Consider the following 26021-nt stretch of genomic DNA (forward strand, 5'->3'; position numbering starts at 1 on the left):
CGAGAAGTAGGACCCGCATGCTTACTTCTGCGGTCATGCGTAAGCCTCGCCTTGATGACCAGCAGGTGCATACCTTTCTGGAGTCCCTCTTCGAAGAAGACCTGCACGCCAAGCGCGTGTTGTCCCTGGCCTACGCGGTCCTGGGTGTCATTCACGCTGCCAGCCTGGGGGTTCATCTCATTGGCAAAGCCCTGGCGTGGGCGCGAGGCACCAAGAGCAAGCATGGGGTGAAGCAGGTGGACCGGCTCTTGTCCAACCAAGGGATTGATGTCTGGGCGCTGTTCGCACAGTGGGTGCCCTTTGCCTTGGGACAGAGAAGCGAGGCACTGGTGGCGCTGGACTGGACGGACTTCGATGCGGATGGGCAGACAACGCTGGTGGCGTCGTTGGTGGCGAGCCATGGACGCACGACGCCCCTGGTCTGGCTCACGGTGGAGAAGTCCGCCTTGGAGGGGATGCGCAATGACGTTGAGGATTTCGTACTCAATCGACTGCGGCAGGTGGTGCCCGAGCGGGTGCGGCTCACACTACTGGCCGACCGGGGCTTTGGAGACCAGAAGTTCTATGCGCTGCTCGAGCAACTGAAGTTTGACTACGTGGTGCGCTTCCGTCAGTGCATTCAAGTGATGGATGAGACGGGAGAGAAGAAGAGCGCGGGCGAGTGGGTGCCCGAATCGGGCCGGGCGGTGCGCATGGTGGGAGCGCGAGTCACCCAGGACGAAGCGCCCGTGGGAGCTGTGGTGTGCGTGAAGCAGAAGGGAATGAAGGAGGCGTGGTGCCTGGCGACGAGCTTGAAAGAAGCGACGGCGGCCTTCGTGGTGGGGCTGTATGGCAAGAGGTTTCGAACGGAGGAAACATTCCGCGACATGAAGGACTTGCGTTTTGGAATGGGCCTGTCGTCGGTGAGGGTCCGCTCGACGGAGAGGCGGGACCGGCTGCTGTTGGTGAGCGCGCTGGCCTGCGCATTGCTGACGCTGCTGGGGGCGGCGGGGGAGAGCTTGGGGATGGAGCGCTACCTCAAAGCCAACACAGTGAAGACGCGCACCTACTCACTCTTCCGGCAGGGCTGTGAGTATTACCAAGCCATCCCGATGATGCCGGAGGAGCAGCTCGTCCCGTTGATGAAGCGATTCGCTTCGCTGTTACGTGAACAGCCAGTTTTTCAGGAATTTCTCGGCCCAATATGAGGGGATGGGTCAGACGGATGGCCGCTTCCAGTTTCGAGTCGTGCCTCATGAGGAGGCCAGATCACAAACCACAGAAGTTGGCAACTTTATTGTTTTCCAGCGCCTTAGCCTCGGCTTTGGTGGCGGTGCTCGTGGTAGTGGCGTTCGCAGTGGGCCCGTGGCGCTCGCCAGCACCTGTCCGGGACGCAACGTCCATTCTCCTAGCGACGCAGTCTACATCATCACTTGGCGCTGCTGACCAAGAAGGAGCGGCAGGACGCGCCGTCCCCCTCCACGAAGTGGCGCCGCCGGGCAACCCGGCCGAAGCTGACAGGAGTGCGGAGCCCGTGAGGGTCCAACCATCCGCGTCCACACCTACCGCCATGCTCCGCCAGGAGGACTCCCGCTTGAAGCCCGAAGAGAAGCTCACTGCACAGAAGAAGGGCAGAACGTCGCGTTGTACGCCTACCACTCAACGCGTCTGCACGGCGGCCGGTGTTTGCACCGTCGTGCTTATGGGTTGCACTGGCGCTCAGGTGCGCCCCGAAATCGCGTCGTTTGACTGTCCTACCGGCTGGAAAGAGTCACACACCACGTTTGAAATTCGTGGTGGTGGGCCAGATGCAACGGCCATGCTGCAAGGGTACACGAGTGCAAGAGAAGATCCCGCCACAATGAAGGAGGGTCCTTTTGCCGTGTACGTTACTCAGGGTGTTTACGGCAGCTCGGCCTGGAGATTGCCCGAAGGCACGTTGCTAACTGGGACGCTGGTGGCAGGAGAAAACCGCTACTTCGGCCGCTTTACCCAAGCACAAACACCCAACAAGCAGACGTACCCGGTCTGCATTCAAGTTTACACGCCGCGCGCGTCTGCCATGCCCGGAGGAGGCCCGGATTGCCCCTCAGGCGTGGGCAAATGCCCTTTGCCCGGAAGCAAATCAGGCGTCATCAAGGTGTTCCCCCGCATGTACATACAGGGGACAAGCCGCTTCCAATAGCGGCCCCGTGTTGACTCGGCGCGGCGCCGAGCCAAGCGTCATCCGCGCCACGTCCGAGCAGTTCGACGTGGCCCCGCTCACCTTCTGGAGGTTGGTTGCCCGTGCTTCCCCTGTCTCCTGGCGCGCTCCTGACGCTGGCTCTCCTCGCTGGCACAGCAGGGGCTGCCGACCCGCCCCGCGCCTCCGAGTGTTCGGCGGCCCCTCTCATTGATTTGATGGCCAAGCCCGCCGAACTGGTGCCCGGCGTATGCGTCAACCCGGGCGCACCGACAACCTTCGTATTTGGTGCGCCGCTGCCCTCAGGGGCAGTCGTGCTTTCCGACAATCGCTCCGTAGACTTCGCACAAGGCGGGGCCTTCGTGACGGTCTACCCCAAGCGGAGCTTCCTGCCAGGGGAGAGGGTGAAGCTGACGGTGCGCTTCGGGGATGGGGCAGCCCCGGAAGAGGCCGCCTTCTGGCTGGTGGGGCACGCGGAGCAAGGGGTCCGGAGTGTGGAGGTGTTCCGCTCCGCGCGCTCGGCGGACGAACTCAAGAGGGAGGCCGCTGAAGCACGGGCCGAAGCGAGCCAGTGCCAGAAGGAGAAGGCGCGGCTACTGGCCGAGCGCACGAAACTGGGAGGGCTCATGGGCGCCGCTTGGCTGGAACGCACCGAGGAGATTCACTCGAAGGACCTTCTCGAGGGGTTGGTGCAACATCCGGGCAACGCGCTGACGGTAGAGGAGGCTACGAGTTACAGCAATAAGGGAAGCATAGCCGTGAGGTTGCTACTTCGTAATTTCGGCACCGAGACATGGACAGCAACAGAGGCCATGCTGACCAATTCCATGGGGGTGGATGTAGTGCTTTCATTATGGCGTGATGCAGCCATTTCTTCCGGCAGTAGTGGATTTGTCGTGGTCGGCGTCGAGAAGAGTTCAGAGCAACTTGGTTGCCCCTGCTCACTCAAACTACGCGAGGAACAACAAGCACGCGCGGTCACAATGAAAGGCGTCACCTTTCCTTTTTGACTAGGGTCGCAATAGCTAGGAGTAATAATTAATCGCTTGTCGTCGCAGCATTCAGAATGTCATCAGAAAACACAATCCGGTCGGGCCGACCAATCATAGTATAGAAGAGGGACTCTGGAAAATAGCTCCTTTCCTCGATGACAGGGCGAAGTTGGTGTGCGAATCCGCGCTCTGAAGCAATTTCGAGTAAAACCTCTTCTGTGTTTTTGTAAATATGGCCACGTGTTAGGCGACCGGGTGAGCGCTGCATCATAAACTCGTCAAAAAAACTGTTTTTAAATCCACCATGGGAGCCTGCGCCCATTGCCGCATGGAGCCCCGTGGTCGTACTCATGATTTCATTGAATGCATTTGATGCGGCAACGAATGTCCAGACATCCTCGAAGGTGCGAAATGACGCTGTTCCTTCAATTGCCGCCTTGATGTTGGCAAACAGGCGAACCATGAGGGTCGCATTTCTCCTCACGTCTACAGGAATGAGTGTACCCAACACGGCGAGGGCGCCATGTCTGATCAACATATCTCCGATATTTACTGCCGCCACACCGCGTGGCGATGAATGGCATGCACTCAAAATGACAAGTGGTGGCACACGCTTGAATTCAAGCCCAAGGCTCACTCCAGTCGAAAATCTAAGCCCTGCCACACTTCGGCCTGGGTCGTAATCCCCATGGGCACTAATAATTAGTATGTCATAATTTTTTTCGCTCAAATCAAAAGCGAGTGATTGTGGATCCTTGAACTCACCGATGGTGCACATTGCACCTGGAATAGTCTCAATGACTTCTTTCAATGCTTTCCAGCCACTGTCTGAGAGATTTCTGATTTTATCGTCAGGCTCAAGGCACTCCGCGATTAGAACCCGAAGCTGCTTCTTTAGAAACACAAATGGAAATTGACTCATTTCCATTTGCAACGTGCGCGTCAGGGGAAGCACAGGCCTGATAGATACAGGTGACACACACAGAAGTGGCGAGGAGTGCTCTGGGAGCCTCATGAGCCCTACCGGAAAATTCGTAAAGGCGTGCACGCGATTTGCCCTGTACATCACCTTGAGGCTCTCTTCGCCAATGACTTTCTGTAGATGACGCGAAATACGATCCAGTTGACGCCAAACCTCTTTCGAGTTGATTCTGGGGGAGGCTATGACAAGCTTTTCGATGCTGGCCAGGGCTTGAAATGCTTCATCAGGAACATCCTCCGCCATGATACCCAATCCACTCGTCGCCACAGCTCGGTGCGCAACGCACTGCTGGATGATTCTTCTTTCCAGCTCAAGATTGGCACTCGACGGCTTGAATTTCTTTCCATACGCCATTTGTTGATACTTGCGCGGAACTCCGGGTAGACCAATGGCGACTGGCAATTGAATTTCTGCCTTTATTTCGCTGATGATCTTCTCATACACCTCTCGCGTGGCCTCTTCTTTCGAGAGCTTGCGGCGCTCCATCTCTGCAATCGCGTAGATCATGCTTCGCACATGCAACCGGAAAAGCTGGGCGTTGCGCGTGTCGCCAAGCTCAGAGAAAGGAATGCCGTCAGTTCGTCTTAGTTGGTGTGCATCGAGAATTGATGGGAGAACGTTATGGCCTGCAAGTTCTTTCGGGAGTTTAGGGGGCGGGACCTCAATCCGACCGTAAGAGGAGCCATCAATCGCTGTTAAGGCTAAGGGTAGTTGAGTGAGCACTTTCCAATGATGGGCGCGCAGTTCATCGTTCAACTTATCGAAGACAGCCACCCCTAATGGAGGCATGGTTTTTTCAGCCAGTATTTGCGCCCGTGATTCAGACTCTGGTGAGCATATGATTAATGTGGGATGACGCGCCGCGAGGCCATTAAGCAGCATCTCGTTGTCTAGAAGAGATACCGGAGCGATCATTATATTGTGCGAGAGATCCAGATTTCGGAACTTGTACAACAACGTGGCACTCCAATCGATGGTGTCGCCCAGCGAACGGGGCAATTGGAGGCAGTAGTCAATCGCGGGAAGAATAGGCTCTAGAGCCAAATCGAAGCCGTGAGGAAGCGTTGTGTTGCCAGAAACGGCCTCCTCTGAACTCACGACGGGGACTTGTTCGTGTGTTCCAGACGGGTCATCGAATAGAATGAGATATAAGAGATCTAGTGGGTCCAGCTTCGCTGGTGCAAGCATAGTAGAGTCCTCAACGCTGACTGCCAAGGTGCAACAGAGTAGTTTACTTACATAAGCGGTTCAGCTCCGCTTGTTGCTTAGTCGTGAACTCATGTACTCGGCTCTGGTCCTTGGCTCTCCTGTCCTGACGTATTAGGGCTTTGGATAGTCTCCTGGAAGGGGTCGTCGACGAAGAGATCGTTCTGAATTTCGCCGCGCGTGTGCCTTTGAGCGTAGCTCAACGCAAGTTCCTTCGTTACAGTGTAGACGCAACTCAGGCATGACCTGAAAACGAGGTCGTTGTACTGCTGCACCCTGGCCTCGTCCCAACTACCAGTCTCCACCCAGATGTCTGCTGGATTTCTAGGCAGGCTTGTGTTGATGTAAAGCACATGCTGAGGAGAGACGCTTACGCCATACCCGCCTTTTCGAGCCTTGAGTTCTGCATCACTGAAAGATTGGCCGCGCGCGGCCATGAAGTCCTGCACCTGCGCAAGGTGGTTCTGGTTCTGCGGGTGGTTGTGAGCGTGAATGGGGTTGTCGCTCGTAATGAATGGCGTGGTCCCTGTCCTCCTGACAAGCACCCAAGTAGACTCCATTAGAAATGGCTCAAGAGTTATCCCGCTCACGAGCGTTCCCAGGAAGCCGCGCGCAATTCCTGCATTGCGCTGCAAGGTTTTCTCATGAGAAAGCACCTGCTTGGCATCCTGACGTTTCACCTGCCGGTAATACTCCCTGGAGATGGGGGCTCGGTGCAGTTGAATAGCCACAAATCTTGCCAGGAGTTCCTTGTCTGAGAAGGTGATACTCTGGCGCTCCAAGCGATCCAGAGCCGCAGGCAAGTCCTTCTCGTAAAGAGACACGAAAGCCTCTTCAATGTCCTTCTCTCCTACATACTCAAGGACAGGCGTGTCCTGTGGCTTGCGCAGCACGTACCAGTCTTCGATTTGCGCCGTCGCCTTCGTCGATTGAGTCCTGGTGAGCTGATAATCCCGGTGGAGGTCGCAGCACTCAAGAAGGTTCTTCTCGTTGGTGAACCGGCGCAAATATCCCTGTGGGACGAAGTGGCATTTCATGGCTGAAAAGCCTCCCTGCAAGATCTTGCAGCACAAGACAAGCTCGGCCAGAAAGCAGAGGAGCACCCTTGCCCTCTTTTGGGTGCTGATGAAATGGTACGAACGTTGCCGCTCATCTCAACCAGTTTCGGGTTCATGCGTGTAGCGTGGTGCTCCTTACGCTGAAGTCGGCTACTACCGATGAATGATGTGCTACTGCGGCTCCCATTTTCACCCAAAAGGCAAGCTGACCTAAGCGCTCGCGCCCGGCCGCATTTCTCCACCACCCCGGTGACTTCAGGAACCTGTGGCAGTGCGGATCATCCCGGCGGCGCCAGCACGACACCACTGCCACGCTCAAGCGCGCGTCCCGGCCCTGCATGTGGTAACTGCACCAGTCCCGGGTTTTCCCCATGCTGTACCTCCTGACAGAAGAAGTCCGCCACCTCCTTTCAACAACCTTCCCTCCCTCCTTTACTGCGCCTTCGTTTCGGCTGGCTGCTTGGTTAGCCAGTCCCTCAAGGCATTCACATCGACACTCACCACGAAAAGCCCGTCAAACAGACGAGGGCTCGGCAGGATGTCCGCCGCAACGACGCAATATCGAAGTAGTAGTAGAACTGGGCAGCAGAGCCAGTAGGAGACCTTGGGGCAAGGTGCTCAGTTGCTTCGTCCCATTGAGGCGCATACGGGGACCAAAAAAGGACCAAGTTGAATGGACTCCCCTGCACTCACCCGGACAGATGCGCGCCCCGTTCTCAGAGGGAAAACGGGGATGTGCCTCTGGTCCCGAGTGAAGGCGGCCTCGCCCTCGGCGGCTTCGATTCCCGCCGCCTCCACTCCGGATCTCCCAGAAAGGATTCAGCTTTCCGGGAGACTGTAGCAAGAGATGTAGCAAGACCCCGGGCGCCATCAGGCGCTTCACAGGGCTTTCTTTTCGGCCGAAACTGCAAGGGGCAGCCGGACGAGATGGTCGCGCTCGTGGCGCTGGACCTTGAGCTTGGCGACCTCGGCGCAGAGGGCCTCCCACGTGAATGAGAGCGGGGTAACGCCAGGGCTGCCCGAGCCGTGCTGCCGGTCGGTGGAGAGGCCACTGGGACACCGCACAATGCTTGAGGAGTCTTTCTACCGGCCGTTCGCACCACTCTGGCTGCACCCCGGCGTCCACGGGCTCCGGCAGTTGCGGGGACCACGCGCACACCCCGGAGTCCCCGTGAACAGCTTGCCGCACCCCGTCTGGACGGAGCGCGGCAAGCTGTTTCGAGTCTGACACCTGCCCGGCTTTGCGTCTCCTCTCCGAGCCCTGGTGAATCATCCGGGCTAGTCTGCGGGCCATGGCCATGCGTCTTCCCGCTCGCCTCGCCCATGTCCTGCTTTCCGTCCTGCTCGCCTGCGCGTGCTCTCCCGGGTCCGAGCCTGGCACCGCTCCCGATGCCGGAGGAGACACCGCGAGCGGGCTGGTGCGGCTCGAGGCGGGCTTCGAGGGGACGCTGCAACCGCGCGGCAACAGGCTCCGCATCCACGTGACGGACACCGCCGGGACACCGGTGGAGGCCACGCGGGTTTCTGTCAGCCTGTGGATGCCCGGACACGGCCATGGTGCGCCCGCGCCCGCCGTCACCCGCGAGGCGCGCGGGGACTATCTGGCCACTGTGGACTTCACCATGCCGGGCACGTGGACCGTCACCATCCAGGTGGACACGGAGGGGCGCAGCGACACCCTCGAGTTATCCGTGGAAGCCCCGTGAGCGTGTGACGTTTTGTCGCGGAGCCACGCCCGAGCCGCTGACGTAGGGTGACTCTCCTTCCATATAGCTCAAGGAGAAGCCATGACGCCGAATGACACCTCCTCCGCCCCGAACGCCAGCCCTGGGCAGCCATCCCGGAAGCTCCTGCTGGCCGCCGTGGCCGGCCTCATGGGGCTCGGCTCCGCTGGCTGCGGCCAGCCCGACGAGCCGCCTCCTTCCCAGGGCGTACCCGATCCGGAGCCGCAGGGGCCCCACGTCGTGAGCCGGAGTACCGTCGAGGGAGGGCTGACCTTCGAGCGCTTCTCCGCTGACTGCGAGCAGCGCGGCGGCTTCGTGCAGACGCATGCCGTGTGTTCTGGCAACAACTCCTGCAAAGGCGTCTCCTACAACCGCTTCGACTACTCGCTCACGGAACACACCTGCAAGGCGCTCAACTCCTGCGGTGGCATGAGCTGCATCGAGCTCCCCGCGGACTCGGGCAAGACGGGCGAGGAGGTCTACAAGAACTCGTGCGGCCCTGTGTGCCACAGTCATACCAACACCACGGCATTCGTGTACTACGTGGCACCGGGCACCGCTCCGGACACCGCCCGGCAGCAATTCCTCAGCCGTTCCCGGCTCTACCAGCAGTCCATCGTGGCCTTTGGCATCCACGGGATGAGCGCCGACGGGGTCCTGTCCGCCAACATGCCTGCGTTTCACGCGAAGTACTCGCGCAAGGAAATCGAGCGCGTCGTCGACTACGTGCGCCAGTTGGAGCTCGAGGTCGAGGCCTATGAGGTCATGGGGCCCGCCGCCCCGGTCCCATGAGCCGTCCGGTCCCCACGCCGAGGGCGGATGCCCTGGGGCTCGGGCTGCGCCTGCCCCACCTGGAAGCGCTCAAGCAGGCGTGGCCGGAATCGGTGGCCTACGTGGAAATCATCAGCGAGAACTACCTGGGGGCGGCGGCGCCCCCCCGGAGGCACCTCGCGTGGGTGCGCGAGCGCGTGCCCGTGGTGCTCCATGGCGTGGGCCTGAACCTGCTGGGCCATGAGCCGCTGGACGAGGCCTACCTCGACGAGGTGTGCCGGTTGGCGGACGCGATGGACGCTCCCTTCGTGAGCGACCACCTGTGCTGGGTGCGCGCCGGAGGACTGTCGCACCATGACCTGCTTCCAACGCCCTTCCGGGCGGATCTGATCGACTTCGCCGCCGAGCGGGCCGCGTGGGTGCAGCGCCGGCTGGGCAGGCCCTTCGGGCTGGAGAACCTCTCCTCGTACGTTTCCTTTCCCGAGTCGGACCTGACCGAGTGGGAGTTCTACGCCTCCGTCGTCCGGGAGGCGGGGTGCTACTTCATGCTCGACCTGAACAACATCTACGTTTCGGGGAGGAATCACGGCTTCGACCCCCGCGGCTACCTGGATGCCATCGACTTCGGCCGGGTCCTCCAGGTGCACCTCGCGGGGCACGAGCCCGAGCCGGACGGAACGCTCGTGGACACCCACGGCCAGCCCGTGGATGGGGCGGTGTGGGAGCTCTACGCCCAGGCGTGGCGCCGGGGAGGGCCCTTCCCGACGCTGCTGGAGTGGGACACGAACGTGCCGCCTCTGGCTCGCGCGGTAGAGGAGCTGGAGCGCGCCGCCGGGGTTCGCGCGTGAGCCCCTCGCGTGCGCCCCCGGAGTGGCTCGCCGGTTTCCAGGAGCGGTTCGGTGCCACACTGCGGACGCCACTCGATGCCTCGTCGGGCACGCTGCGCCCGGTGGAGCAGGGCACGGGGCGGGGGCTCTACAACCGGCAATACTGGTTCCGGCTCTTCGAGGTGCTCCAGGGCGAGTACCCGCTCACGGCCCGACTCCTCGGGCTGTTCCCATTCAACCTGCTCGTCCAGCGCTTCGCGCGCGAGCATCCCCCCCGGGAGTGGGATCTGCGGCTGGCGGGCCGGGGCTTTGGAAGCTGGCTCCGGACGCAGGTGTCCTCGCTGCCCGCGGGGCTGCCCGCCGCGGCCCTCGCCGAGGCGACGGACATCGACACGGCCTGGAGCGAGGTGTGGATGGCGCCGGAGGTGCCCGCCTGGGCTCCCTCTCCAGAAGAGCTCGCGACGCTCGAGGAGCGGTTCCTGCGGGCATCCCCCGCGTGCCGCCTGCTGGAGGAGAGCTGGCCCCTGGTGGCGCTCCGGCGGACGCTGGGGCCGGACGCGGACGCGCGGCGCCAGCCCCTGCCGCCCCCCCTCCCCACGCGCCAGCACTGGATGTTGCTGCGCCACGGGGAGGCCCTGATCCAGGTGCCGCTGTCCCCGGTGAGGGCGCGCCTGCTATGGGCCCTGCGCACGAAGACGTTCGGCGCCGCGCTCGCGGAGGTGGAGGCGTCCCTGCCGCTCTCGGAGCAAGAGGCGCTCGTGGCGCACATCGGCACATGGCTCGCCGAGGGACTGCGGTGGGGCTTCTGGGTGGGGACGGCCGACCGGTAGGGCGGAGCAGGCGAGGGCCGCGTGCGACACCGTGCCGCATTCCGTGTACGCAGCCGCGTGCGGTGCTGAGCACCACGGCGCTCCACTGGCTGCCGGCCGAGCGGCTCGTGGCGCTCTACCACCAACCGGGACGACTGGTGCGTCCAGGGGGCATGTTCCTCAACGGCGACAACATTCCGTTCTCGCACCGGCCCAGCCCCTTCCAGCGGCTGGCGGAGCAGGCGCGCCGGGCGGCAGTGTAGCTTCCGCTATCCGGGACTCGATATCGTTGATGACAACGTGACCCATGAACCAGGCACGCGCCCCAAAGGCGCCCACTGGCTGAACTTCTTACATGAATGTGCTTGCTCGAATCGGACTGCTCGTGTGGCTCTCGTGGGGCATCGGAGGCTGCCTGCTGTCCGACGACGTGTGCACCCCTGCGGACACCACCTATTCCTGCTGCGTCAAGCAGCACCTGGGCGATGCCTCCCAGTGCAACGCGCTCGAAGCCGAGGTGAGAGTCCTCGAGCCGACGGTTCACCCCAGTACGCCACGCACGCATGGGACAGCCGTGGCGGTGGGCACCGTGGTCGCGGCGGCGACGCTCTCGTCCGATGGGGAGATCTTCTCCGAGAAACTGCGCGCGGCCGTGGAGAAGATCCTGCAAGAATGCGCCATCCAAGCACACGAGACGGTGAATCGCAGACGCATTGGCGGAGACCCGACCCGGGAGCAATGTGAAGAAATCTTGAAATGGGACCCGAGTGGGCAGCCCATCACACGGGCCATGAAATTGGGCGAGGAGAAACACGCCGAGGCCATTGAATGCGCCAGGAATCGCCTGAGCCAACTTTTGCCAGGACGCTTCAGTCTGGAACAACGTTATCGTCATACTCCGACGACAGGTCAACTCGAGTTGGTGAGCCCGAAGCAACACCAGGAGTCCATGAGGAAGAACCAAGGGAGGGACATGAAAGGAACGCTCGTTCCTGACATCGTCATCCACGCCCAAGGAAATCCGTTGAAGACTCAATTCGTCTATGACTTCAAGTTCCCGTGCCTGTTCAGTAATCGCCCCAAGTGGACTGTCTACAAAGAAGGTCCCTACCGGGATCAAACCCAAGGGACAGTCTACGAGAAAGTCTTCGGCCCCGCGTTACGCGTCACACCGTGGGAGATCAATTGATGAACGGTCGCTATCCTCATTTTAAAGGCCATACACCAGCCGGGCTCCATATCTTGCGCGATGGGCTCGTCATGAACTTCTTCATCCAGCGCCCACACCGGCAGATTGGAGGCTCCATCGTCCGCGCGTTGGCAGTCTATCGTCAACATGTGGGTTTGGAGAAGCTGGGTTTCTACACGGGTTATGAGGGATACGACCTGCGGCTAGACGCCAAAGCGCTCAGCGACATCCATGAACAATTGATCAACGCGGACGGCTGCGTCATCCAACTCTGGGAACATGATGACCAGTGGAGTGGATACCGGTTCGACTACAGGGGCCGGATGCTTGGCACGGACACCTACATACGTTCGCCCGACGCGGTCAGTTGTGCTTCGTTCTGGCTGCCCACCGAGTACCTGGAAGAGCAGGGCCCGGCACGAGTGAAGGAACTGGCGATGGCCCTGGCGCGAGAACTTCCACTCACCTCGGGTTACGCCAATCTCGCATTCAATGGCATGATGGACACCTTTCGGGTCGGTCCGCTGATTCATGACTTGTGCTTCCGCTACCCGGGACTCGATATCGTTGATGACAACGTGACCTATGACCTGGGCACGCGCCCCAAAGGGGCCTACTGGCTGAACTTCTACGGGCAGCCCCTCCTGGACAAGCTGGGCGGCGTGGCGGGACTGCGCGAGCGGCTGACCCTGCCCGGAATCTCCGTCGAGCAATTGCAGCCAGACAAGGTCCTGGTGCAGCTCGGCGAGTGGCCGGAAGCGGACGGCGAGCTGCGGCCATACCGCCAACTGGCGCGCGTGCTCGAGCCCCACCTCTACCAGGAGGCCCGCCCCGTCCTCCCCGCGGAGGTCATGCGCCGCTGGGAGCGCCGCTTCCTCGACTGAAGCTCACTTCCCGCGCGGAGCGTCCACGGGTTCCGGCAACTGCGGAGCCCACGCGCACACCCCGGAGTCGCCGTGCATGGGGACGCAGATGTAGTCCGGGGCACACGGGTCTTCCTCTCCGAGGCTACAGATGTCGTGGCACGTCCCGAACAGGCATGCGCTGAATCCCGGGCACGGCGAGGCAAAGGAGCCCTCGCCCGTACACGGCGTGACACACTCCATCCACGCCTCTCCGGGCCGGACCGGACTCGTGTCCACCTTGCACGTCAGTCCTTCCGCGCAGGGCTCACGCTGGCAGTTCGGGCCATGCACCCGCGCGCATACCGACACGCCCGGCGTCGCCTCCCGCACGCACTGCTCCCCCTCCGGGCACACACGGCCCTCGCACGTGGGCAGGCACACCGGACCGTTGGGATCGTCCTCGGCGCAGAAATACCCTTCCGGACACGAGTTGAAGGGCCAGAGTCCACACCGCCGCGCGCACCAGTCCGCGCACACGAGTCCCCGCTCACAGGCCCCCTCGTCGCGCCGGGGCAGGCGCAAACAGGACTCCCCCTCCTCGCGCACGCCCACGAAGGTGCAGGACGCGATCGCCGTCTTCGTCCCATCCCCCACCGGGTTCCACCGGCACACCGATCCCAGAGCGCAATCCGCGTCGATGAGGCAATCACTGCCATTACATGTCTGGCGGTCGTAGCGCCGGTCCGAGAAACAGGCCAGGGGAGGATCGCACTCCGCGCTGCTCGCGCAGGCCTCGAGGAACGAGGGCCGCGCCAGGCGCTCGTCGGGGGAAATCATCGGCAACCGCCGCCACGTCCCCGCCCGCTGCGGCGAGACGCTCGTCCACAACAGCCCCACCAGGGGCAATGCCAGCAACACGCCCACCGCCACCGCGCCCCAGACCCGCCCGTTCATCCGCCCACCTCCCGCCTCACGCCACCCGGCCCCGCGTCACCCGCATGAAGGCATCCTCCAGGTTGCGCTCGCGGTGGCCGAACGCGCACACCGGCACGCCCGCCTCCACGAGCACCCTCAACAGCCGCGCCGCCACCTCGTCTCCCCACTCCGCCGCCGCCCCCTCCTGCTCCAGACGCACGCGCAGCGCCTGGCCCTCGCGAGCGATCTCCTTCACGTGGGGCTGCTCCCACAACAACCGCTCGGCACGCGCCCACTCCGCCTCCCCCTCCGCTCCTGGAAACAGCCGCACCAGCAACTCCACCACCGCCGTGCCCGCCGCCTGCGCGAGCACGTCCGCCACCTTGCCCGTGGCCAAGAGCCGCCCCTGCTCGATGATGGCGCACGTGTCGCAGATCTCCGCCAGCTCGGTGAGGATGTGGCTGGAGATGAGCACCGCCTTGCCCTGATCCGCGAGCGCGCGCAGCAGCTCGCGCAGCTCGATGCGGGCACGCGGATCCAAACCGTCCGCCGGCTCGTCGAGGATGAGCAGCTTCGGGTCATGCAGGAGCGTGCGCCCGAGCGCCACGCGCTGCTTCATCCCCTTGGACAGCGAGTGGGTGAGCTTGTCCGCCAGGGGTCCCAGGCCGGTGAACTCCATCACCGACGCCAGCCGCCGCGCGCGCACCGGGCCCGTCAGGCCGTAGGCGCGCGCGAAGAAGTCGAGGAACTCGAACACGGTGACATCTTCATAGGTGCCATAGCGGTCCGGCATGTAGCCGATGAGCGGCCGCACCTTGTCCGGCGTGTCCACCAGCGAGTACCCATCCAGGAGCACCTCGCCCGCGGTGGGCGTGTCCAGGGTGGCGAGGATGCGCATCGTGGTGCTCTTGCCCGCGCCGTTGGGCCCGATGAAGCCGAGGACGGTGCCCGCCTCCAGCTCGAACGACACGTCGTCCACCGCGCGCAGGGCGCCGAAGTCGCGCCGCAGTCCCTTCACCTCGAGCAGGCTCATCCCTCCACCTCGTCTCGCGTCCGCGTCATGGTCCGTCCACCCGTCCCCGCACCAGATGCGAGCCCTCGTGCAGGCTCACCGGAATCGCCGCCGAGAAGGTCCACCCCGGACCCTCCAGCCTCGCGAGGAACCCCCCCTCGGGCAGAGGCTCCTGGAACAGGCGCCCGAGCACCGGGGAGAGGCGCTGATCCACGTCCTTGGTGGGGCGCAGCTCCTCGGTGACGTCGTCCCGGGTGCTCGCGGGCAGCCGCGTGGCCAGGCCCTCCGCGCCCTCGGCGAGCGCGGGCAACTTCCACCACCCGCCCCCGGAGCGCACGTAGCCCTCCACGAGCGGCGCACCGAGCGCGTTGCGGATGCGCAACTGCCCTCCCTCGGCCGATACGCCGAGCCGGGCGCGCGAGGGCCCCACGGCCACCTCGCCCCATTCCTGGTAGGTGCGCGCGGAGAGGAAGCCACCCGTCACCACCATGCCCCGGGTCCAGTCCGCCTCGAGGGGCCGCGATTCCCAGTCCGAGTCCGAGGACAGCAGCGCGCCCAGCACGGGCACCTGGAAGGGCTCCGGCTCCAGGTTGGCGTAGTAGCCCCCGACGCCGACGGTGACGGTCCGGTCCCGCTCCCGGTCCAGCCAGGTGACGCTGTAGCGCGCGGCATGCAGCGAGAAGCCCTCCACGACCACCGACCAGCCCACGAAGGCCAGGCACGTGACGAGCGCCACCGAGGGCACGGCGATGAGCAGCGCCACGGGCCCCTTGCGCCGGGCCAGCAGCAACCCGCCGGGCCCCACCGCCAGCACGAAGAGGGTGATGAGGCCCAGGAAGCGGCCCACCGGAGCCTGGACACCGGGCAACAGGGGCCACAGACCCGAGCCCAGGGCCTGCTGGTGTCCCCATCTGCTCGGAGGCGAAGCGGGATGCACGGGGCCCGGACGGGGTGCATTGCTGGACTCCAGCGCGGCCGCATCGGCGAGCAGTCCGGAGGCACAGCCCTCCGCCCCTTCACACAACCGGACCTGGCCGAAGCCATAGGGCTGGACGTCTCCCGGAGTGGGCCGGGTGAGCAGTGGCAGGCGCAGGTCCACGTCACGCGGCGGATGGAGCAGGGTCAACTGTCCCCCCGTGGCCGCGTAGGCCTCGAGCGCGCTCCACACATCCGCGGGCAGCGCGGTGACGTCCCCGGCCACCACGATGAAGGGATGGCCCACGTAGGCGGCGAGCTCGCGCGGCGCGTTCTCGGGAGACAGGAAGCGCACCGCCAGCTTTCCCTCTTCCACGCGCGGCAGGTGCGTGCCCTCCTCGAAGGCCTTCTGCGTGCCCAGCACCAGCACGGGCTGTCCCGAGCCATCCGTCGAGTAGAAGGAAAAGGCGCGGAACGTCAGGCCCGGGCTCTCCACCCGCACGATGCCACCCCGGGCAATCACGGGGACGATCATCCAGGCCGACAGCCGCTGGCGCGGGCCGACCTCCACCTGCCGCCTGGAGACCTCGACACGGCGTACCTCCGAGGCCGTGGCCGTGATGCCAATCTCCACGACGCGCGGCGTGGAGCCCGTGTTGTGGAGCTCCACCTCCAGGGGGTAGTAACCCCGAGGCGACCGAAGCAGGGTGGTGGCCACGGACACGCGCAGCTCCCCATCGGACGCGCTCTCCGGGGCGCCCGAGGTCTCCACGTAGCCGGGCAGGCGGGGGTCCTCCACGGCCGCGGCCGGGGCCGCTTCCTCGATCACCACCTCCGCCCGGACGACGCCCGCGCACAGCCCCAGGACGAGCAGCAGCGCCCTCCACTCACGCACGGGGCACCTCGGGAGTGGACTGGAGCAGGGAGCGCACCACCTCCCAGGGGCCCACCTTCTCCAGGGACGCCTCGTAGGCGAGCACCAGCCGGTGGTTGAGGACAGCGGGGGCACAGGCCGTCACCTCGTCGAAGCCCACGTTGGGCTTGCCCCGCATCAGCGCGAGCGCGCGGCCGGCGGCGGCCAGGGCGAGGGCGGCGCGAGGGCTGGCGCCGAAGCGGACGAAGCGGCGCACGGACTCGGGCGCTCCGGGGGCGCGCGGATCGCTCGCCTCCACCAGGCGGCCGATGAAGTCCGCCACCGGCACGGGCAGATGTACCCGGTCCACCGCGGCGAAGAGCGAGGCGAGCCCCTGCGCGTCCGTCACGGGCGGCTGCGCGGGGGGAGCGCCGCGCACGCGCGTGGTGAGCAGCGTGGTGAGGGTCTTCGCGCCCACGGGCGGCACCTGGACGCGGAAGAGGAAACGATCGAGCTGCGCCTCGGGCAGGGGGTAGGTGCCCTCCAGCTCGATGGGGTTCTGCGTGGCGAGCACGAAGAAGGGGTCCGGCAGTGGGCGCGTCTGGCCGAGCACCGTCACGCCCCGCTCCTGCATGGCCTCCAGCAGCGCGGCCTGCGTCTTGGGGCTGGAGCGGTTGATTTCATCCGCGAGCACCACGTGGGCGAAGAGGGGCCCCTCGCGGAAGGTGAAGTCGCGGCGACCCTCGCCCTCGAGGACGTAGGTGCCGGTGATGTCGCCGGGCAGCAAGTCCGGGGTGAACTGAATGCGCCGGAAGGGCAGCCCGAGCAGCCGCGCGAGCGCCTTGCACAGCTCCGTCTTGCCGAGACCCGGCAGACCCTCGAGCAGCACGTGGCCGCGCGCGAGCACCGCCGCCACCACCTGCTCCACCACCTGCGTTTGATCGAGCAGGACCTGGTTCAACGCCTTCTGCAGCAGGGCCACCCGCTCCGCCGCGCCCTGCACCTCGGCGGGGCTCAACAAGTCCGACACGGCCGACTCCTCTCCTAGGGCTGCTCCCCGAAATAACGCTTCACCAGCTCCCGATTGCGCGGCAGCAGCGGTCCCGTGGAATGCCCCGCCTCCGCGTCCCCCCGCGCGCCCTCTCCCCGCGCCCCGCCCCCCGGACCCGCCTCGCGCCGCTCCGGCTCCACGGCCTTCAGGCCCCACAAGCCCGCGGCCTCGCCGCCCTGTCCCTTGGGCAGGGGCTTGAAGGCGAGCCGCTCGGGATCCATCTCCGCCTTCTCGCCGAACACGAGCGGCTGGGTCTCCTCGCCCCCGCCCTTGCCCACTCCCTTGCCCTTGCCCGCCCCACGGCTCGCGTGGCCTCGCGAACTGCCCTCGCCCTCGCCTTCGCCCTCCCCCTCGCCTTGTTCCCGGTCGGAGCGGGCTCCCTTGCGCCCCTCCCCCTGACCAAAGCGCCGCTCCAGCTCCCGCTGACGGCGCTCGAGCGTCGCGCGCAGGTCCGCCACCTCCGCGCGCGAGCGGGGCGTCTCCTGCCCCTGACTCCCCGCACTCCCCACCTCGCCGGTCCGGGGCGCCTCACCCGGCTCGCCCTCTCCAGGAGAGCCGACCTTCATCAGCGCGCTCTCGAGGGCCTCGCGCTCGCGCGTGGCGGCCTCGGCGCCCGAGGCGGCGTCCAGCGCGGACTCCAGCTCCCGCGCGGCCTCGGACGCGGAGGCCAGCTCGGAGGCGGCCCGCGCCGCCTGGGCATCGAGGGACTGCTCCAGACGATCGGCGGCCTCCCAATCGGCGGCGTCGAAGCGGCCCTCGGCGACCTCCTCGGCCAGCCGGCGCAGCTCCTCGTCCACGGCGGAGCCCGGGGATTCCTCGTGGGCGAGCGCCTCGGCCTTGGCGCGCACGGCGTCCACCTTCGCCGCGGCGGCCGCGTTGGCGGGACGCACCGCGCGAGCGGGCAGTGGCAGCAGCAGGCCCACGGCGAGGAAGACGAGCGCCGCGAGCAGGGCACCCACCGGACGCCGCCAGGCCACCGCGGGCGGAGTCACCGCGCGGGCGTACTGGTTGGCGGCGAGCTCCCACTCGCCCACGGGACGCTCCAGGCGGGTGAGCAGCAAGCCTCCCGCGCCCGCCGAGCGATCCGCGAGCACCGCCGCGTGGGCGAGGGACACGCGCCGGGCGCGCGCCCGGAGAAACCACCAGACGCCCGAGGCGAGCAGCGGCACGGGCAGCGCCCAGACGAAGGCGTCACGCAGCAACAGGCGGCCGAGCACGCACGCGGTGGCGGCGGCCCACACGGGCACCACGCCCGCCTCGGCGAAGCGCGCGGTATGCAGACGCCGCTGGACGCGCCGCACGGGCGCGAGGACGAGGGCCTGCAGGCGGCGTTCTTCGCTGGCGGGCATTGCACCCGAGTCTCAGCCAGGAGGCCGTCCCATCACAAGCCGCCCGGCGGATGAAGCCCCTTCCCTCGGGGAGCGCTAACCGGCGCGGGGGGGAACGGGCCGTGCCTCGGGCAACGGGTAGGCTTCCCAGCCGGGGGGCCACACCACGCGCTCGGCGGTGAAGCGATGGGTGTCGTCCTCGGGCCAGGGCGCGCCAACGGGCTCCTCCACCAGCTCGAAGACGCCGTGATCGAAGGGGCGCCCGGGGCCCGGCGTGGCGCGCACCACCCGCTCGCGCAGGCCCCGCCCGGCCAGCTCCAGCGAGCGGTAGTGGCAGTAGGGGTTGTTGCCGCGCTGGTTGAAGAGCGTATGCGCCATCTGGCTGCACCCGCCCCGGCACGCCTCGGCGTAGCGGCAGCCTCCGCAGTAGCCCCACATGTGCGAGACGCCCTCGGGGGCTCCCGCGCCCATGTTGAAGGTGAGCTCGCGCGTCTCCAGGATGTCGGACAGCGGCTGCTGGCGGATGTTGCCGCCGATGTACTCGGAGGGCAGCGTGGGGCAGCCCTTGACGCTGCCATCCGCGTGGATGCCGAGCACGGACAGTCCGGCCATGCAGCCCGACCAGCCCTTGCCGAGGCTCGCGAAGAGCCACTCGTCGTACGGGCCGTAATAGCCAATGTCGTTGGCGGGCGCGATGGCGAGCTTCTCTTCCTTGAGCGCGCGCACGGCGACGCGGGCGAGCGTGCGGTAGAGTTCGGGCAGCTCCGCGGGCTGCAACAACATCCACGCGTTGTCCGCGCCGTTGCCCATGGGCGAGGTGAGCTGCAACTGCCAGGCGCGGATGCCGGCGTCGCGCAGGCGCACGTACAGCTCGGGCAGCTCGGGGGCGGACAGGCGGTTGATCTGCGTGTTCGCGCTGAAGGGCAGTCCCACCTCGCGGAAGTGCCCCAGCGTCTCGAAACAGAAGCGGAACGAGCCGGGCTTGCCACGGATGCGATCATGCGTGGCCGCCAGCCCATCCACGGACACGGAGACGTGCGCGATGCCCACCTCCTTCATCTTGCGCGCCGTCTCGCGCGAGAGGCCGTAGCCTCCCGTCACCATGGTGCAGCGCATGCCGTGGGCGGAGATGGCCCGCGCGATGTCGAGCCAGTCCGGGCGCAGGAACGCCTCGCCGCCCTCGATGGTCACCTCCTGGATGCCGGACTCGGCGAGCTGGCGCACCAGGTCCAGCGCCTCCTCGGCCGACAGTTCATCATCGCGTTTGCTCCCCGCGCGCGAGCCGCAGTGGCCGCACGCGAGGTTGCATTTCAGGGTGAGCTCCCACACGGCGAGCGCCGTGCGGGGTTGGATGACCGGGGGCGGCATGAGGCGCGCGCGGGGGGATTAGAGCTGATCCTTGATCACATCCGAGGGCGGAGGCGTCGGCGGAGGAGGAGGCAGCGCGTAGCGGGCGCTGCCGCCGCGCACGGTGTCCAACGAGCCCTCTTCGATCTCCAGCACCTCGCGGGTGCGCTCCTTCTGGCGCTCGATGACCTGGGTACGGGGCAGCTTCTTCTCGACCTTCGTCGTCATGGCAGACCCTTTCACTGATGGTGGAGACAAGGATTCTATGGAAAACCCAGCCCCCAGGTCAAATCGATCGGCCGCGTGAAACACGACGCCCCGGACCGTGGCCCAGCAGGCCAGGGATCCGGGGCGTCATCCTTCCAGCGGACGAGCGGCTCCCTCGGGGAGGAGGGAGCCGCCCGGACGGCGTCACTGCACCGCGAAGATCAGGTCGTCGCGGTCATCGTAGCCGCCGCTGCTGCAGGCGGACGCGCTGCCCTGGTAGCGGAAGTTGGCGCGGATGGCCTGCACGCTGCCCGCGGGCAGGGTGTACGTGGCGGAGATGGTGGTGGTGCCGGTGGAGCTCGGGCTGTACGTGCCGATGAGCGTCCAGGTGGGGCTCGCGGCGTTGGCCGTGTAGTACAGGTCCAGCTTGTCCGAGGAGGTGGAGTAGGCATACACGGTGGCGTCGATCTTCACCGTCTTGCCCGCGGCCAGGTTCGTGCCGTCCGTGGTGCTCACCTTGAGGGCGTCGTTGGACTCATCCGAGTGGTAGGTGCCCGAGGCGCCGTCCGCGCAGCTGCCGTTGATGGTGTTGGGCGCGTTCGACTCGGGGCCCTTGCTACCACGGCCGTTGAGCAGCGTGCCCGAGTCGCAGCCGATGCCCGCCGCGGCGCAGCGCGGCGCCTTGTACGTCGCGTCGTAGGTCGCGGTCGGGACCGTCCCACCGTTGCCGCCATCGCCGCCCGTCGGAGGAGGCGTGACGCCCGTGGTGGCGCCCTTGGCCACCTCGGCCACGAACGAGGCGCCCAGCTTGGCGAACTTCACCGAGTTGGCCGCCGTGCCGCCCATGTACGCCAGCGTGTCGCCCGTGGTGTGGATCTGCGGGTTGTCCGTGGTCATCGTCGCCTCGAAGGGCATCGTGGCCGGGTAGCCCGCGCTGTTCCACGAGGCGTGATCCGAGCAGCCGTAGCCGCAGGAGATGTTGGTGTAGGTGAGCCCCGGCTGGTACTTGGTGATGAGGCTGGTGGTGAACGCGTTGAGCGTGGCGTTGGTGTTGTCCGTCACCATGCCGAAGTCGTAGCTGGAGCCCTTGTAGTTGGTCATGTCCAGCTGCAGCACGCCCACCACGTTCACGCCGCTGCTCTTGAACGAGTTGGCGATGGCCTTGGAGCCGTACAGGCCCACCTCCTCGCCCGCGTACGCCATGAACTTCACCGTGCGCGCCGGCTTGTAGCCATTGAGCACCGCCACGCGCAGCACCTCGGTCACCGAGGCCACGCCCGACGCGTCGTCATCCGCGCCCGGCGCCGTGCCCGTGGTGGGGTTGCTCTGGTTGATGGAGTCCAGGTGGCCACCAATCACCACCACCTCGTTGGGCAGCGTGGTGCCCGTGATGGTGGCGATGACGGAGGGCTGCTTCCAGGTGTGCGTGAACTGCTCCACCGTGATGTCCGAGCGCCCGGCGGCGATCGTCGTCCACTTGTTCTTGAGCCAGGTGGACGCGTCCGCGCCGTTCTGCACGTTGTAGTAGCGGTTGGTCCAGTTGGTGGACAGCGAGTTGATGGTGCCGCGGATCTCCGTCTCCGTGACCGAGCCCAAGAGCGCGCTCACCGTGTCCGGGTTGTTGATGTTGTAGCTGATGAGCGAGGCGGCCAGCGACTGGGGAGCGTTGGCGGCCTCCACCGCCGCGAGCGCCTCCGCCTGGGAGTCATGGGCGATGAAGCCCGCGCAGCGGTTGAGCTTGTCGTGAATCGCCAGCGCGAGCTGCTCCACCTGCGACTCGCTCACGCGCAGCACCGCCACGCCACCCTTCTGGAACGTGGGCGCGGCCAGCGTCAGCCCCTTGCCCTGGAAGACGCCCCGCACGGGCTCCAGCGCGTCCGTGCCGATGGTGATCCACACCTGCTTCTCCCGCGGGGCCTCCGCCAACGCGGGCGTGGCACACGCGAGCCATACGGCGACAGAACCGAACTTGCTCATTCCCATGGACATCTCCTCGGGTGCTTCATCAGGGGGGCGGTGGAAACCGGAGCAGTCCGGTTCTCACCAAAGGCGGACTTATCCACCAATACGCGAACTTATTGCACCGAGGGCACTTCAGGGAAGATTTCAAATTGTGAAATCTCCAACGGAGGCCGGAGGAAGTTGGAGAACAGAGCATCAAGCCCCCCGAAAGGGAGGGGGCGCGGAGGCGATGCTCGCGGGGGTGGCCGTTCGTGGTAGCAACACCGGGATGCAGCCAGGCGAGTCGCTCTTCGTTCATCCAGGATTGAAGGTCAGACCGTGTGAGTGGGGGTACGGGGTGTTCACGGACCAGGCCATCGCCGAGGGCACCATCCTGGAGGAGTGCCACTATCTCAAGGCGCCCTTCCGCACGCTGCGCACCTCACCGTTGACCGACTACGTGTTCAACATCGAGTGGGGCCCGCACGAGGAGGACCAGGGGGGCGAGTGGGTGGCGCTCGTGTTCGGCTTCGGGTCCATCTACAACCACGCGCAGGAGCCCAACGTGTCGTACTACCGGGGCTACCAGCGCGGCCCCGCGCCCAAGGACGTGTTCACCTTCTACGCACTGCGTGACATCGAGCCGGGTGAGCAGCTGTGCATCAGCTACGGGGAGAACTGGTGGAACACGCGCGGCCAGCAGATGCCCTGAGCCCGCGCTCCCCGCCGGCCTGAGCGCTCCCCCCTGGAACACCACCGGGAGGGGAGGCGTGGGTGCTTCCGTATGCCCGTCCGTGTATGATTCCAGCGCTTCTGGATGAACAGGGGGGTGGCTCCACGGGCTTCGTGCTCAGCGACAATGGACGGCGCCTCCCCTTCTCAACCCCCCGGTTCGGGAACGCGTCGCAGGGAACGTCGCCGGACATGAAGAACAACGAAGCAATCGCCCAGAGCAGGCCACGCCCGCGCCCCATGGCCGTGGCGGGAGCACTGGACGAGCGGGCGGTGGCCGCGGAGCTGGAGGCGCTCTACGAGCCGGTTCCCGTCCCGCAGGAGCCGTCCCCGGGCTCCCCCGCCCCCGCTTCCTTCGACGACACGCGCCCCGGCAAGCGGGTCCAGAAGCTGCGCCCCGGCGCGCACCTGCAGCACTACGAGCTCATCCGCGAGCTGGGCAGCGGCGGCATGGGCACCGTCTTCCTCGCACGCGACGTGCGGCTCGGCCGGCGCGTGGCCATCAAGTTCCTGCACACCCAGGACTCCGAGCTCACCCAGCGCTTCATCCTCGAGGCGCGCGCCACCGCGCGCTGCAGCCACGAGAACATCGTCATCATCCATGAGGTGGGCGAGTACGAGAACAGCCCCTTCATGGTGCTGGAGTACCTCCAGGGCCAGCCCCTCACCAAGGCGCTCGGCGCGGCCCAACTGCCGCCCGCCCGCGCCGTCGAGCTGATGGTGCCGGTGGTCAAGGCGCTCGCGTGTGCCCACGAGCAGGGCATCGTCCACCGCGACCTCAAGCCGGAGAACATCATCGTGACCGACTCGGGCGCCATCAAGGTGCTCGACTTCGGCATCGCCAAGACGCTCCAGGGCGCGGACCTGCCCGACCCCGCCACGTACGCCGGCCCGCTCGGAGTGCCGTCCGGCGGCGCCCAGGTCCAGGGCGAGCTCACCCACTTCGGTGCCCTCATGGGAACCATGGCGTACATGTCCCCGGAGCAGTGGGGCATCGGCGTCCCCGTGGATCACCGCACGGACATCTGGGCGGTGGGCATCCTGCTCTTCCAGATGCTCGCCGGGAAACACCCGTTGGAGCCACTGCGCGGCCCGCAGCTCATGGTCACGGGCATCCTCGACGATCCCATGCCGCGCCTGCAGCAGATGGCCCCCGGCGTGCCCGCGGACCTGGCGGCCGTCGTCGACCGCTGCCTGCGCAAACACAAGGAGGAGCGCTTCCCGGACGCGCTCTCGCTCCTGCGCGCCCTGGAGCCCTTCCTGCCAGGGCGCTTCAGCCGCGAGCTGAGGCTCGACGAGAGCCCCTACGCGGGCCTGTCCTCCTTCCAGGAGGCCGACGCGGACCGCTTCTTCGGCCGCACGCGGGAGATCGCCGCGCTCGTCCACCGCATCCAGGACCGGCCGCTGCTCGCCGTGGTGGGCCCCTCGGGCACGGGCAAGTCCTCCTTCGTGCGCGCGGGCCTGGTGCCCGTGCTCAAGCGCTCGGGCACCGCCTGGGACGCGATCGTCATCCGCCCTGGCCGCCACCCCCTGTCCGCCCTGGCGAGCACCGTGGTGCCCCTGATGAGCTCCACCACCACCGTGGAGGAGGACATCCAGGAGCAGGAGCGGCTCATGGAGCGGCTGTACGCCGAGCCCGGCTACGTGGGCAGCGTGCTGCGCAGCCGCGCCCGGCGCCAGAAGCGGAGGATCCTCGTCTTCGTCGATCAGTTCGAGGAGCTCTACACGCTGGTGCCCGACGCGCGTGAGCGCCTGGCCTTCACCGCGTGTCTGTCGGGCATCGCGGACGACGCGACGAGCCCCATCCGCCTCATCGTCTCCCTGCGCTCGGACTTCCTGGACCGGGTGCCCGAGGACGAGCACTTCATGGCGGAGCTGGCCCAGGGGCTCTTCTTCCTCACCTCGCCCTCGCGCGAGGGCCTGCGCGACGCGCTGGTGCAGCCGGCGGAGATGGCCGGCTACCAGTTCGAGACGCCCGCCCTGGTGGACAACATGCTGGAGCACCTGGAGGCCACCCAGGGCGCGCTCCCCCTGCTCCAGTTCGCCGCCACCCAGTTGTGGGAGTCGCGGGACAAGAAGAACCAGCGGCTCACCGTGAGCGCCTACAAGTCCATGGGCGGCATCGTCGGCGCGCTCGCCAGCCACGCGGACAGCGTGCTCGCGGGCATGTCCGCCCAGGAGCGCGCGCTGGTGCGGGCGCTGTGTCTGCGCCTGGTGACGCCCGAGCGCACCCGCGCCCTGGTGGCGGTGGACGAGCTGCGCGAGCTGACGAAGGACACCGCGGAGATGCAGCGGCTCATCGATCACCTGGTGCAGGCGCGCCTGCTCGTCGTGCAGACGGGAGGCGGCGCGACGGGGGCCACGGTGGAGATGGTCCACGAGTCGCTCATCCACAGCTGGCCCACGCTCAAGCGCTGGCTGGACGAGGGCCAGGAGGACTCGGCGTTCCTCGAGCAGCTGCGCCACGCGGCCCGGCAGTGGCAGGCGAACAACCAGGACGCCAACCTGCTGTGGCGCGGCGAGCTGGTGGACGAGGCCGCGCGCTTCCAGCGGCGCTTCCGGGGAGAGCTGCCCAGGCAGCAGCGCGACTTCCTCGCGGCCGTGTCCGCGCAGGCGAAGAAGCGTCGGAGGATCAGGCGCGTGCTGGTGGCCGGCAGCACGACGTTCCTCGTGATGCTGGTCATCGCGGCGGCGGTGGCGCTGGTGGTCATCCGCAACTCGCAGCGCGAGGCCCAGCGGCAGGCGGAGGCGGCCCAGGCGGCCGAGGCGGTGGCGCGCGGCGCGGAGATGGCGGCGCGAGCGGCGGAGGCCGAGGCCCGCCAGCGGCTCGCCGAGGTGCAGGCCAAGGAGCTGGAGCGACAGAAGGCCCAGAAGGCGGCGGAAGAGGCCAACGCGCGGGTGGAGCTGTCCAACGCCGAGCTGCTGCGCAAGAACGACGAGCTGATCCTCGCGCTGCAACGCGCCCAGGTGGCGCGGCTGCGCGCGAAGACGGCCCGCAAGCGCGCCGAGCGCAGCGCCGTCACCGCGCGCGACGCCCAGCAGGACGCCATCCGCGCGGCGAGCGAGCTGTCCAGCATGCTGCACCGCGAGCAGCAGCGCGCGCAGCGCTTGCAATCCCAGCTCGGCGGCCCCGTCATCGAGGTGTTGAAGTGAGGC

General features: G+C 66.3%; 22 protein-coding genes. 12 read left to right on the forward strand and 10 right to left on the reverse strand.

What is annotated here, in order from left to right; translation table 11 throughout:
* Positions 1–35 precede the first annotated feature (35 nt).
* From CYFUS_RS45350 to CYFUS_RS45355, 3 genes are all read left to right on the forward strand, one after another.
* Positions 36–1187, forward strand: coding sequence for an IS4 family transposase (locus CYFUS_RS45350; protein ID WP_095991839.1), 1152 nt, complete (start codon positions 36–38; stop codon positions 1185–1187).
* A 386-nt stretch (positions 1188–1573) separates the two neighbouring features.
* The gene (locus CYFUS_RS51420; RefSeq protein WP_157759027.1) at positions 1574–2164 is read left to right on the forward strand and encodes a hypothetical protein; all 591 of its coding nucleotides are present in this window, start codon (positions 1574–1576) and stop codon (positions 2162–2164) included.
* A 101-nt stretch (positions 2165–2265) separates the two neighbouring features.
* A complete protein-coding gene (locus tag CYFUS_RS45355; RefSeq protein WP_157759028.1) occupies positions 2266–3171 on the forward strand; it encodes a DUF2381 family protein in 906 nt (301 codons plus the stop codon).
* 28 nt (positions 3172–3199) lie between these two features.
* Here the strand turns inward: CYFUS_RS45355 and CYFUS_RS51425 are convergent, their stop codons facing one another.
* Together CYFUS_RS51425 and CYFUS_RS45360 are read right to left on the reverse strand one after the other, a co-directional pair.
* Entirely contained in the window at positions 3200–5233 is a 2034-nt protein-coding gene (locus CYFUS_RS51425; protein ID WP_157759029.1) for a CHAT domain-containing protein, read from the reverse strand.
* A 179-nt stretch (positions 5234–5412) separates the two neighbouring features.
* On the reverse strand, positions 5413–6378 hold the full coding sequence (locus CYFUS_RS45360; protein WP_157759030.1) for a DUF4238 domain-containing protein: 966 nt from the start codon (positions 6376–6378) through the stop codon (positions 5413–5415).
* Positions 6379–7697: 1319 nt separating this feature from the next.
* On the opposite strand from CYFUS_RS45360, the gene CYFUS_RS45370 reads away from it, so the two are divergent.
* The 7 genes from CYFUS_RS45370 to CYFUS_RS45400 all read left to right on the forward strand — a co-directional run bounded on the left by CYFUS_RS45370 (position 7698) and on the right by CYFUS_RS45400 (position 12603).
* Entirely contained in the window at positions 7698–8105 is a 408-nt protein-coding gene (locus CYFUS_RS45370; protein ID WP_157759031.1) for a FixH family protein, read from the forward strand.
* Positions 8106–8186: 81 nt separating this feature from the next.
* On the forward strand, positions 8187–8915 hold the full coding sequence (locus tag CYFUS_RS45375) for a c-type cytochrome (protein WP_095990895.1): 729 nt from the start codon (positions 8187–8189) through the stop codon (positions 8913–8915).
* Positions 8912–9742: a DUF692 domain-containing protein gene (locus CYFUS_RS45380; RefSeq protein ID WP_095990896.1), complete on the forward strand. Its 831-nt coding sequence runs from the start codon at positions 8912–8914 to the stop codon at positions 9740–9742. Before CYFUS_RS45375 ends, CYFUS_RS45380 begins: the two co-directional genes overlap by 4 nt.
* Positions 9739–10551 carry a DNA-binding domain-containing protein gene (locus CYFUS_RS45385; RefSeq protein WP_157759032.1) on the forward strand — a complete coding sequence of 271 codons (813 nt, stop codon included), beginning with the start codon at positions 9739–9741 and terminating at the stop codon, positions 10549–10551. The genes CYFUS_RS45380 and CYFUS_RS45385 overlap by 4 nt, the downstream gene beginning before the upstream one ends.
* A gap of 62 nt (positions 10552–10613) precedes the next feature.
* Positions 10614–10793, forward strand: coding sequence for a hypothetical protein (locus CYFUS_RS45390; RefSeq protein ID WP_095990898.1), 180 nt, complete (start codon positions 10614–10616; stop codon positions 10791–10793).
* A gap of 92 nt (positions 10794–10885) precedes the next feature.
* On the forward strand, positions 10886–11719 hold the full coding sequence (locus tag CYFUS_RS45395; RefSeq protein ID WP_157759033.1) for a hypothetical protein: 834 nt from the start codon (positions 10886–10888) through the stop codon (positions 11717–11719).
* Positions 11719–12603 (forward strand): type VI immunity family protein, encoded by an 885-nt coding sequence (locus tag CYFUS_RS45400; RefSeq protein WP_232537182.1) that lies wholly within the window; start codon positions 11719–11721, stop codon positions 12601–12603. Before CYFUS_RS45395 ends, CYFUS_RS45400 begins: the two co-directional genes overlap by 1 nt.
* A 3-nt stretch (positions 12604–12606) precedes the next feature.
* Here the strand turns inward: CYFUS_RS45400 and CYFUS_RS45405 are convergent, their stop codons facing one another.
* From CYFUS_RS45405 to CYFUS_RS45440, 8 genes are all read right to left on the reverse strand, one after another.
* Positions 12607–13518, reverse strand: coding sequence for a hypothetical protein (locus CYFUS_RS45405; RefSeq protein ID WP_095990901.1), 912 nt, complete (start codon positions 13516–13518; stop codon positions 12607–12609).
* Positions 13519–13534: 16 nt separating this feature from the next.
* Positions 13535–14512, reverse strand: coding sequence for an ABC transporter ATP-binding protein (locus CYFUS_RS45410; protein WP_095990902.1), 978 nt, complete (start codon positions 14510–14512; stop codon positions 13535–13537).
* A gap of 25 nt (positions 14513–14537) precedes the next feature.
* On the reverse strand, positions 14538–16301 hold the full coding sequence (locus CYFUS_RS45415) for a hypothetical protein (RefSeq protein WP_095990903.1): 1764 nt from the start codon (positions 16299–16301) through the stop codon (positions 14538–14540).
* Positions 16294–17289 (reverse strand): AAA family ATPase, encoded by a 996-nt coding sequence (locus CYFUS_RS45420; protein WP_198316362.1) that lies wholly within the window; start codon positions 17287–17289, stop codon positions 16294–16296. Before CYFUS_RS45420 ends, CYFUS_RS45415 begins: the two co-directional genes overlap by 8 nt.
* 14 nt (positions 17290–17303) lie before the next feature.
* Positions 17304–18659, reverse strand: a complete 1356-nt coding sequence (locus tag CYFUS_RS45425) for a hypothetical protein (protein WP_095990904.1) — start codon at positions 18657–18659, stop codon at positions 17304–17306.
* 75 nt (positions 18660–18734) lie between these two features.
* The gene (locus CYFUS_RS45430) at positions 18735–20006 is read right to left on the reverse strand and encodes a radical SAM/SPASM domain-containing protein (RefSeq protein ID WP_095990905.1); all 1272 of its coding nucleotides are present in this window, start codon (positions 20004–20006) and stop codon (positions 18735–18737) included.
* Between the two features lie 18 nt (positions 20007–20024).
* Positions 20025–20213: a hypothetical protein gene (locus CYFUS_RS45435; RefSeq protein ID WP_095990906.1), complete on the reverse strand. Its 189-nt coding sequence runs from the start codon at positions 20211–20213 to the stop codon at positions 20025–20027.
* Positions 20214–20396: 183 nt separating this feature from the next.
* Positions 20397–22175: a M20/M25/M40 family metallo-hydrolase gene (locus CYFUS_RS45440; RefSeq protein WP_095990907.1), complete on the reverse strand. Its 1779-nt coding sequence runs from the start codon at positions 22173–22175 to the stop codon at positions 20397–20399.
* Between the two features lie 220 nt (positions 22176–22395).
* On the opposite strand from CYFUS_RS45440, the gene CYFUS_RS45445 reads away from it, so the two are divergent.
* The gene (locus CYFUS_RS45445; RefSeq protein WP_232537183.1) at positions 22396–22845 is read left to right on the forward strand and encodes an SET domain-containing protein-lysine N-methyltransferase; all 450 of its coding nucleotides are present in this window, start codon (positions 22396–22398) and stop codon (positions 22843–22845) included.
* 212 nt (positions 22846–23057) lie between these two features.
* Entirely contained in the window at positions 23058–26018 is a 2961-nt protein-coding gene (locus CYFUS_RS45450) for a serine/threonine-protein kinase (RefSeq protein WP_095992616.1), read from the forward strand.
* Positions 26019–26021: the final 3 nt, after the last annotated feature.

This window comes from Cystobacter fuscus (assembly GCF_002305875.1).
Lineage (GTDB): Bacteria > Myxococcota > Myxococcia > Myxococcales > Myxococcaceae > Cystobacter > Cystobacter fuscus_A.

Coding starts and splice junctions, on each gene's coding strand:
- CYFUS_RS45350 (WP_095991839.1), top strand. CDS start 36: ATGCGTAAGCCTCGCCTTGATGACCAGCAGGTGCATACCTTTCTGGAG.
- CYFUS_RS45360 (WP_157759030.1), bottom strand. CDS start 6,378: ATGAAATGCCACTTCGTCCCACAGGGATATTTGCGCCGGTTCACCAAC.
- CYFUS_RS45370 (WP_157759031.1), top strand. CDS start 7,698: ATGCGTCTTCCCGCTCGCCTCGCCCATGTCCTGCTTTCCGTCCTGCTC.
- CYFUS_RS45375 (WP_095990895.1), top strand. CDS start 8,187: ATGACGCCGAATGACACCTCCTCCGCCCCGAACGCCAGCCCTGGGCAG.
- CYFUS_RS45380 (WP_095990896.1), top strand. CDS start 8,912: ATGAGCCGTCCGGTCCCCACGCCGAGGGCGGATGCCCTGGGGCTCGGG.
- CYFUS_RS45395 (WP_157759033.1), top strand. CDS start 10,886: ATGAATGTGCTTGCTCGAATCGGACTGCTCGTGTGGCTCTCGTGGGGC.
- CYFUS_RS45400 (WP_232537182.1), top strand. CDS start 11,719: ATGAACGGTCGCTATCCTCATTTTAAAGGCCATACACCAGCCGGGCTC.
- CYFUS_RS45405 (WP_095990901.1), bottom strand. CDS start 13,518: ATGAACGGGCGGGTCTGGGGCGCGGTGGCGGTGGGCGTGTTGCTGGCA.
- CYFUS_RS45410 (WP_095990902.1), bottom strand. CDS start 14,512: ATGAGCCTGCTCGAGGTGAAGGGACTGCGGCGCGACTTCGGCGCCCTG.
- CYFUS_RS45425 (WP_095990904.1), bottom strand. CDS start 18,659: ATGCCCGCCAGCGAAGAACGCCGCCTGCAGGCCCTCGTCCTCGCGCCC.
- CYFUS_RS45430 (WP_095990905.1), bottom strand. CDS start 20,006: ATGCCGCCCCCGGTCATCCAACCCCGCACGGCGCTCGCCGTGTGGGAG.
- CYFUS_RS45435 (WP_095990906.1), bottom strand. CDS start 20,213: ATGACGACGAAGGTCGAGAAGAAGCTGCCCCGTACCCAGGTCATCGAG.
- CYFUS_RS45440 (WP_095990907.1), bottom strand. CDS start 22,175: ATGGGAATGAGCAAGTTCGGTTCTGTCGCCGTATGGCTCGCGTGTGCC.
- CYFUS_RS45450 (WP_095992616.1), top strand. CDS start 23,058: ATGAAGAACAACGAAGCAATCGCCCAGAGCAGGCCACGCCCGCGCCCC.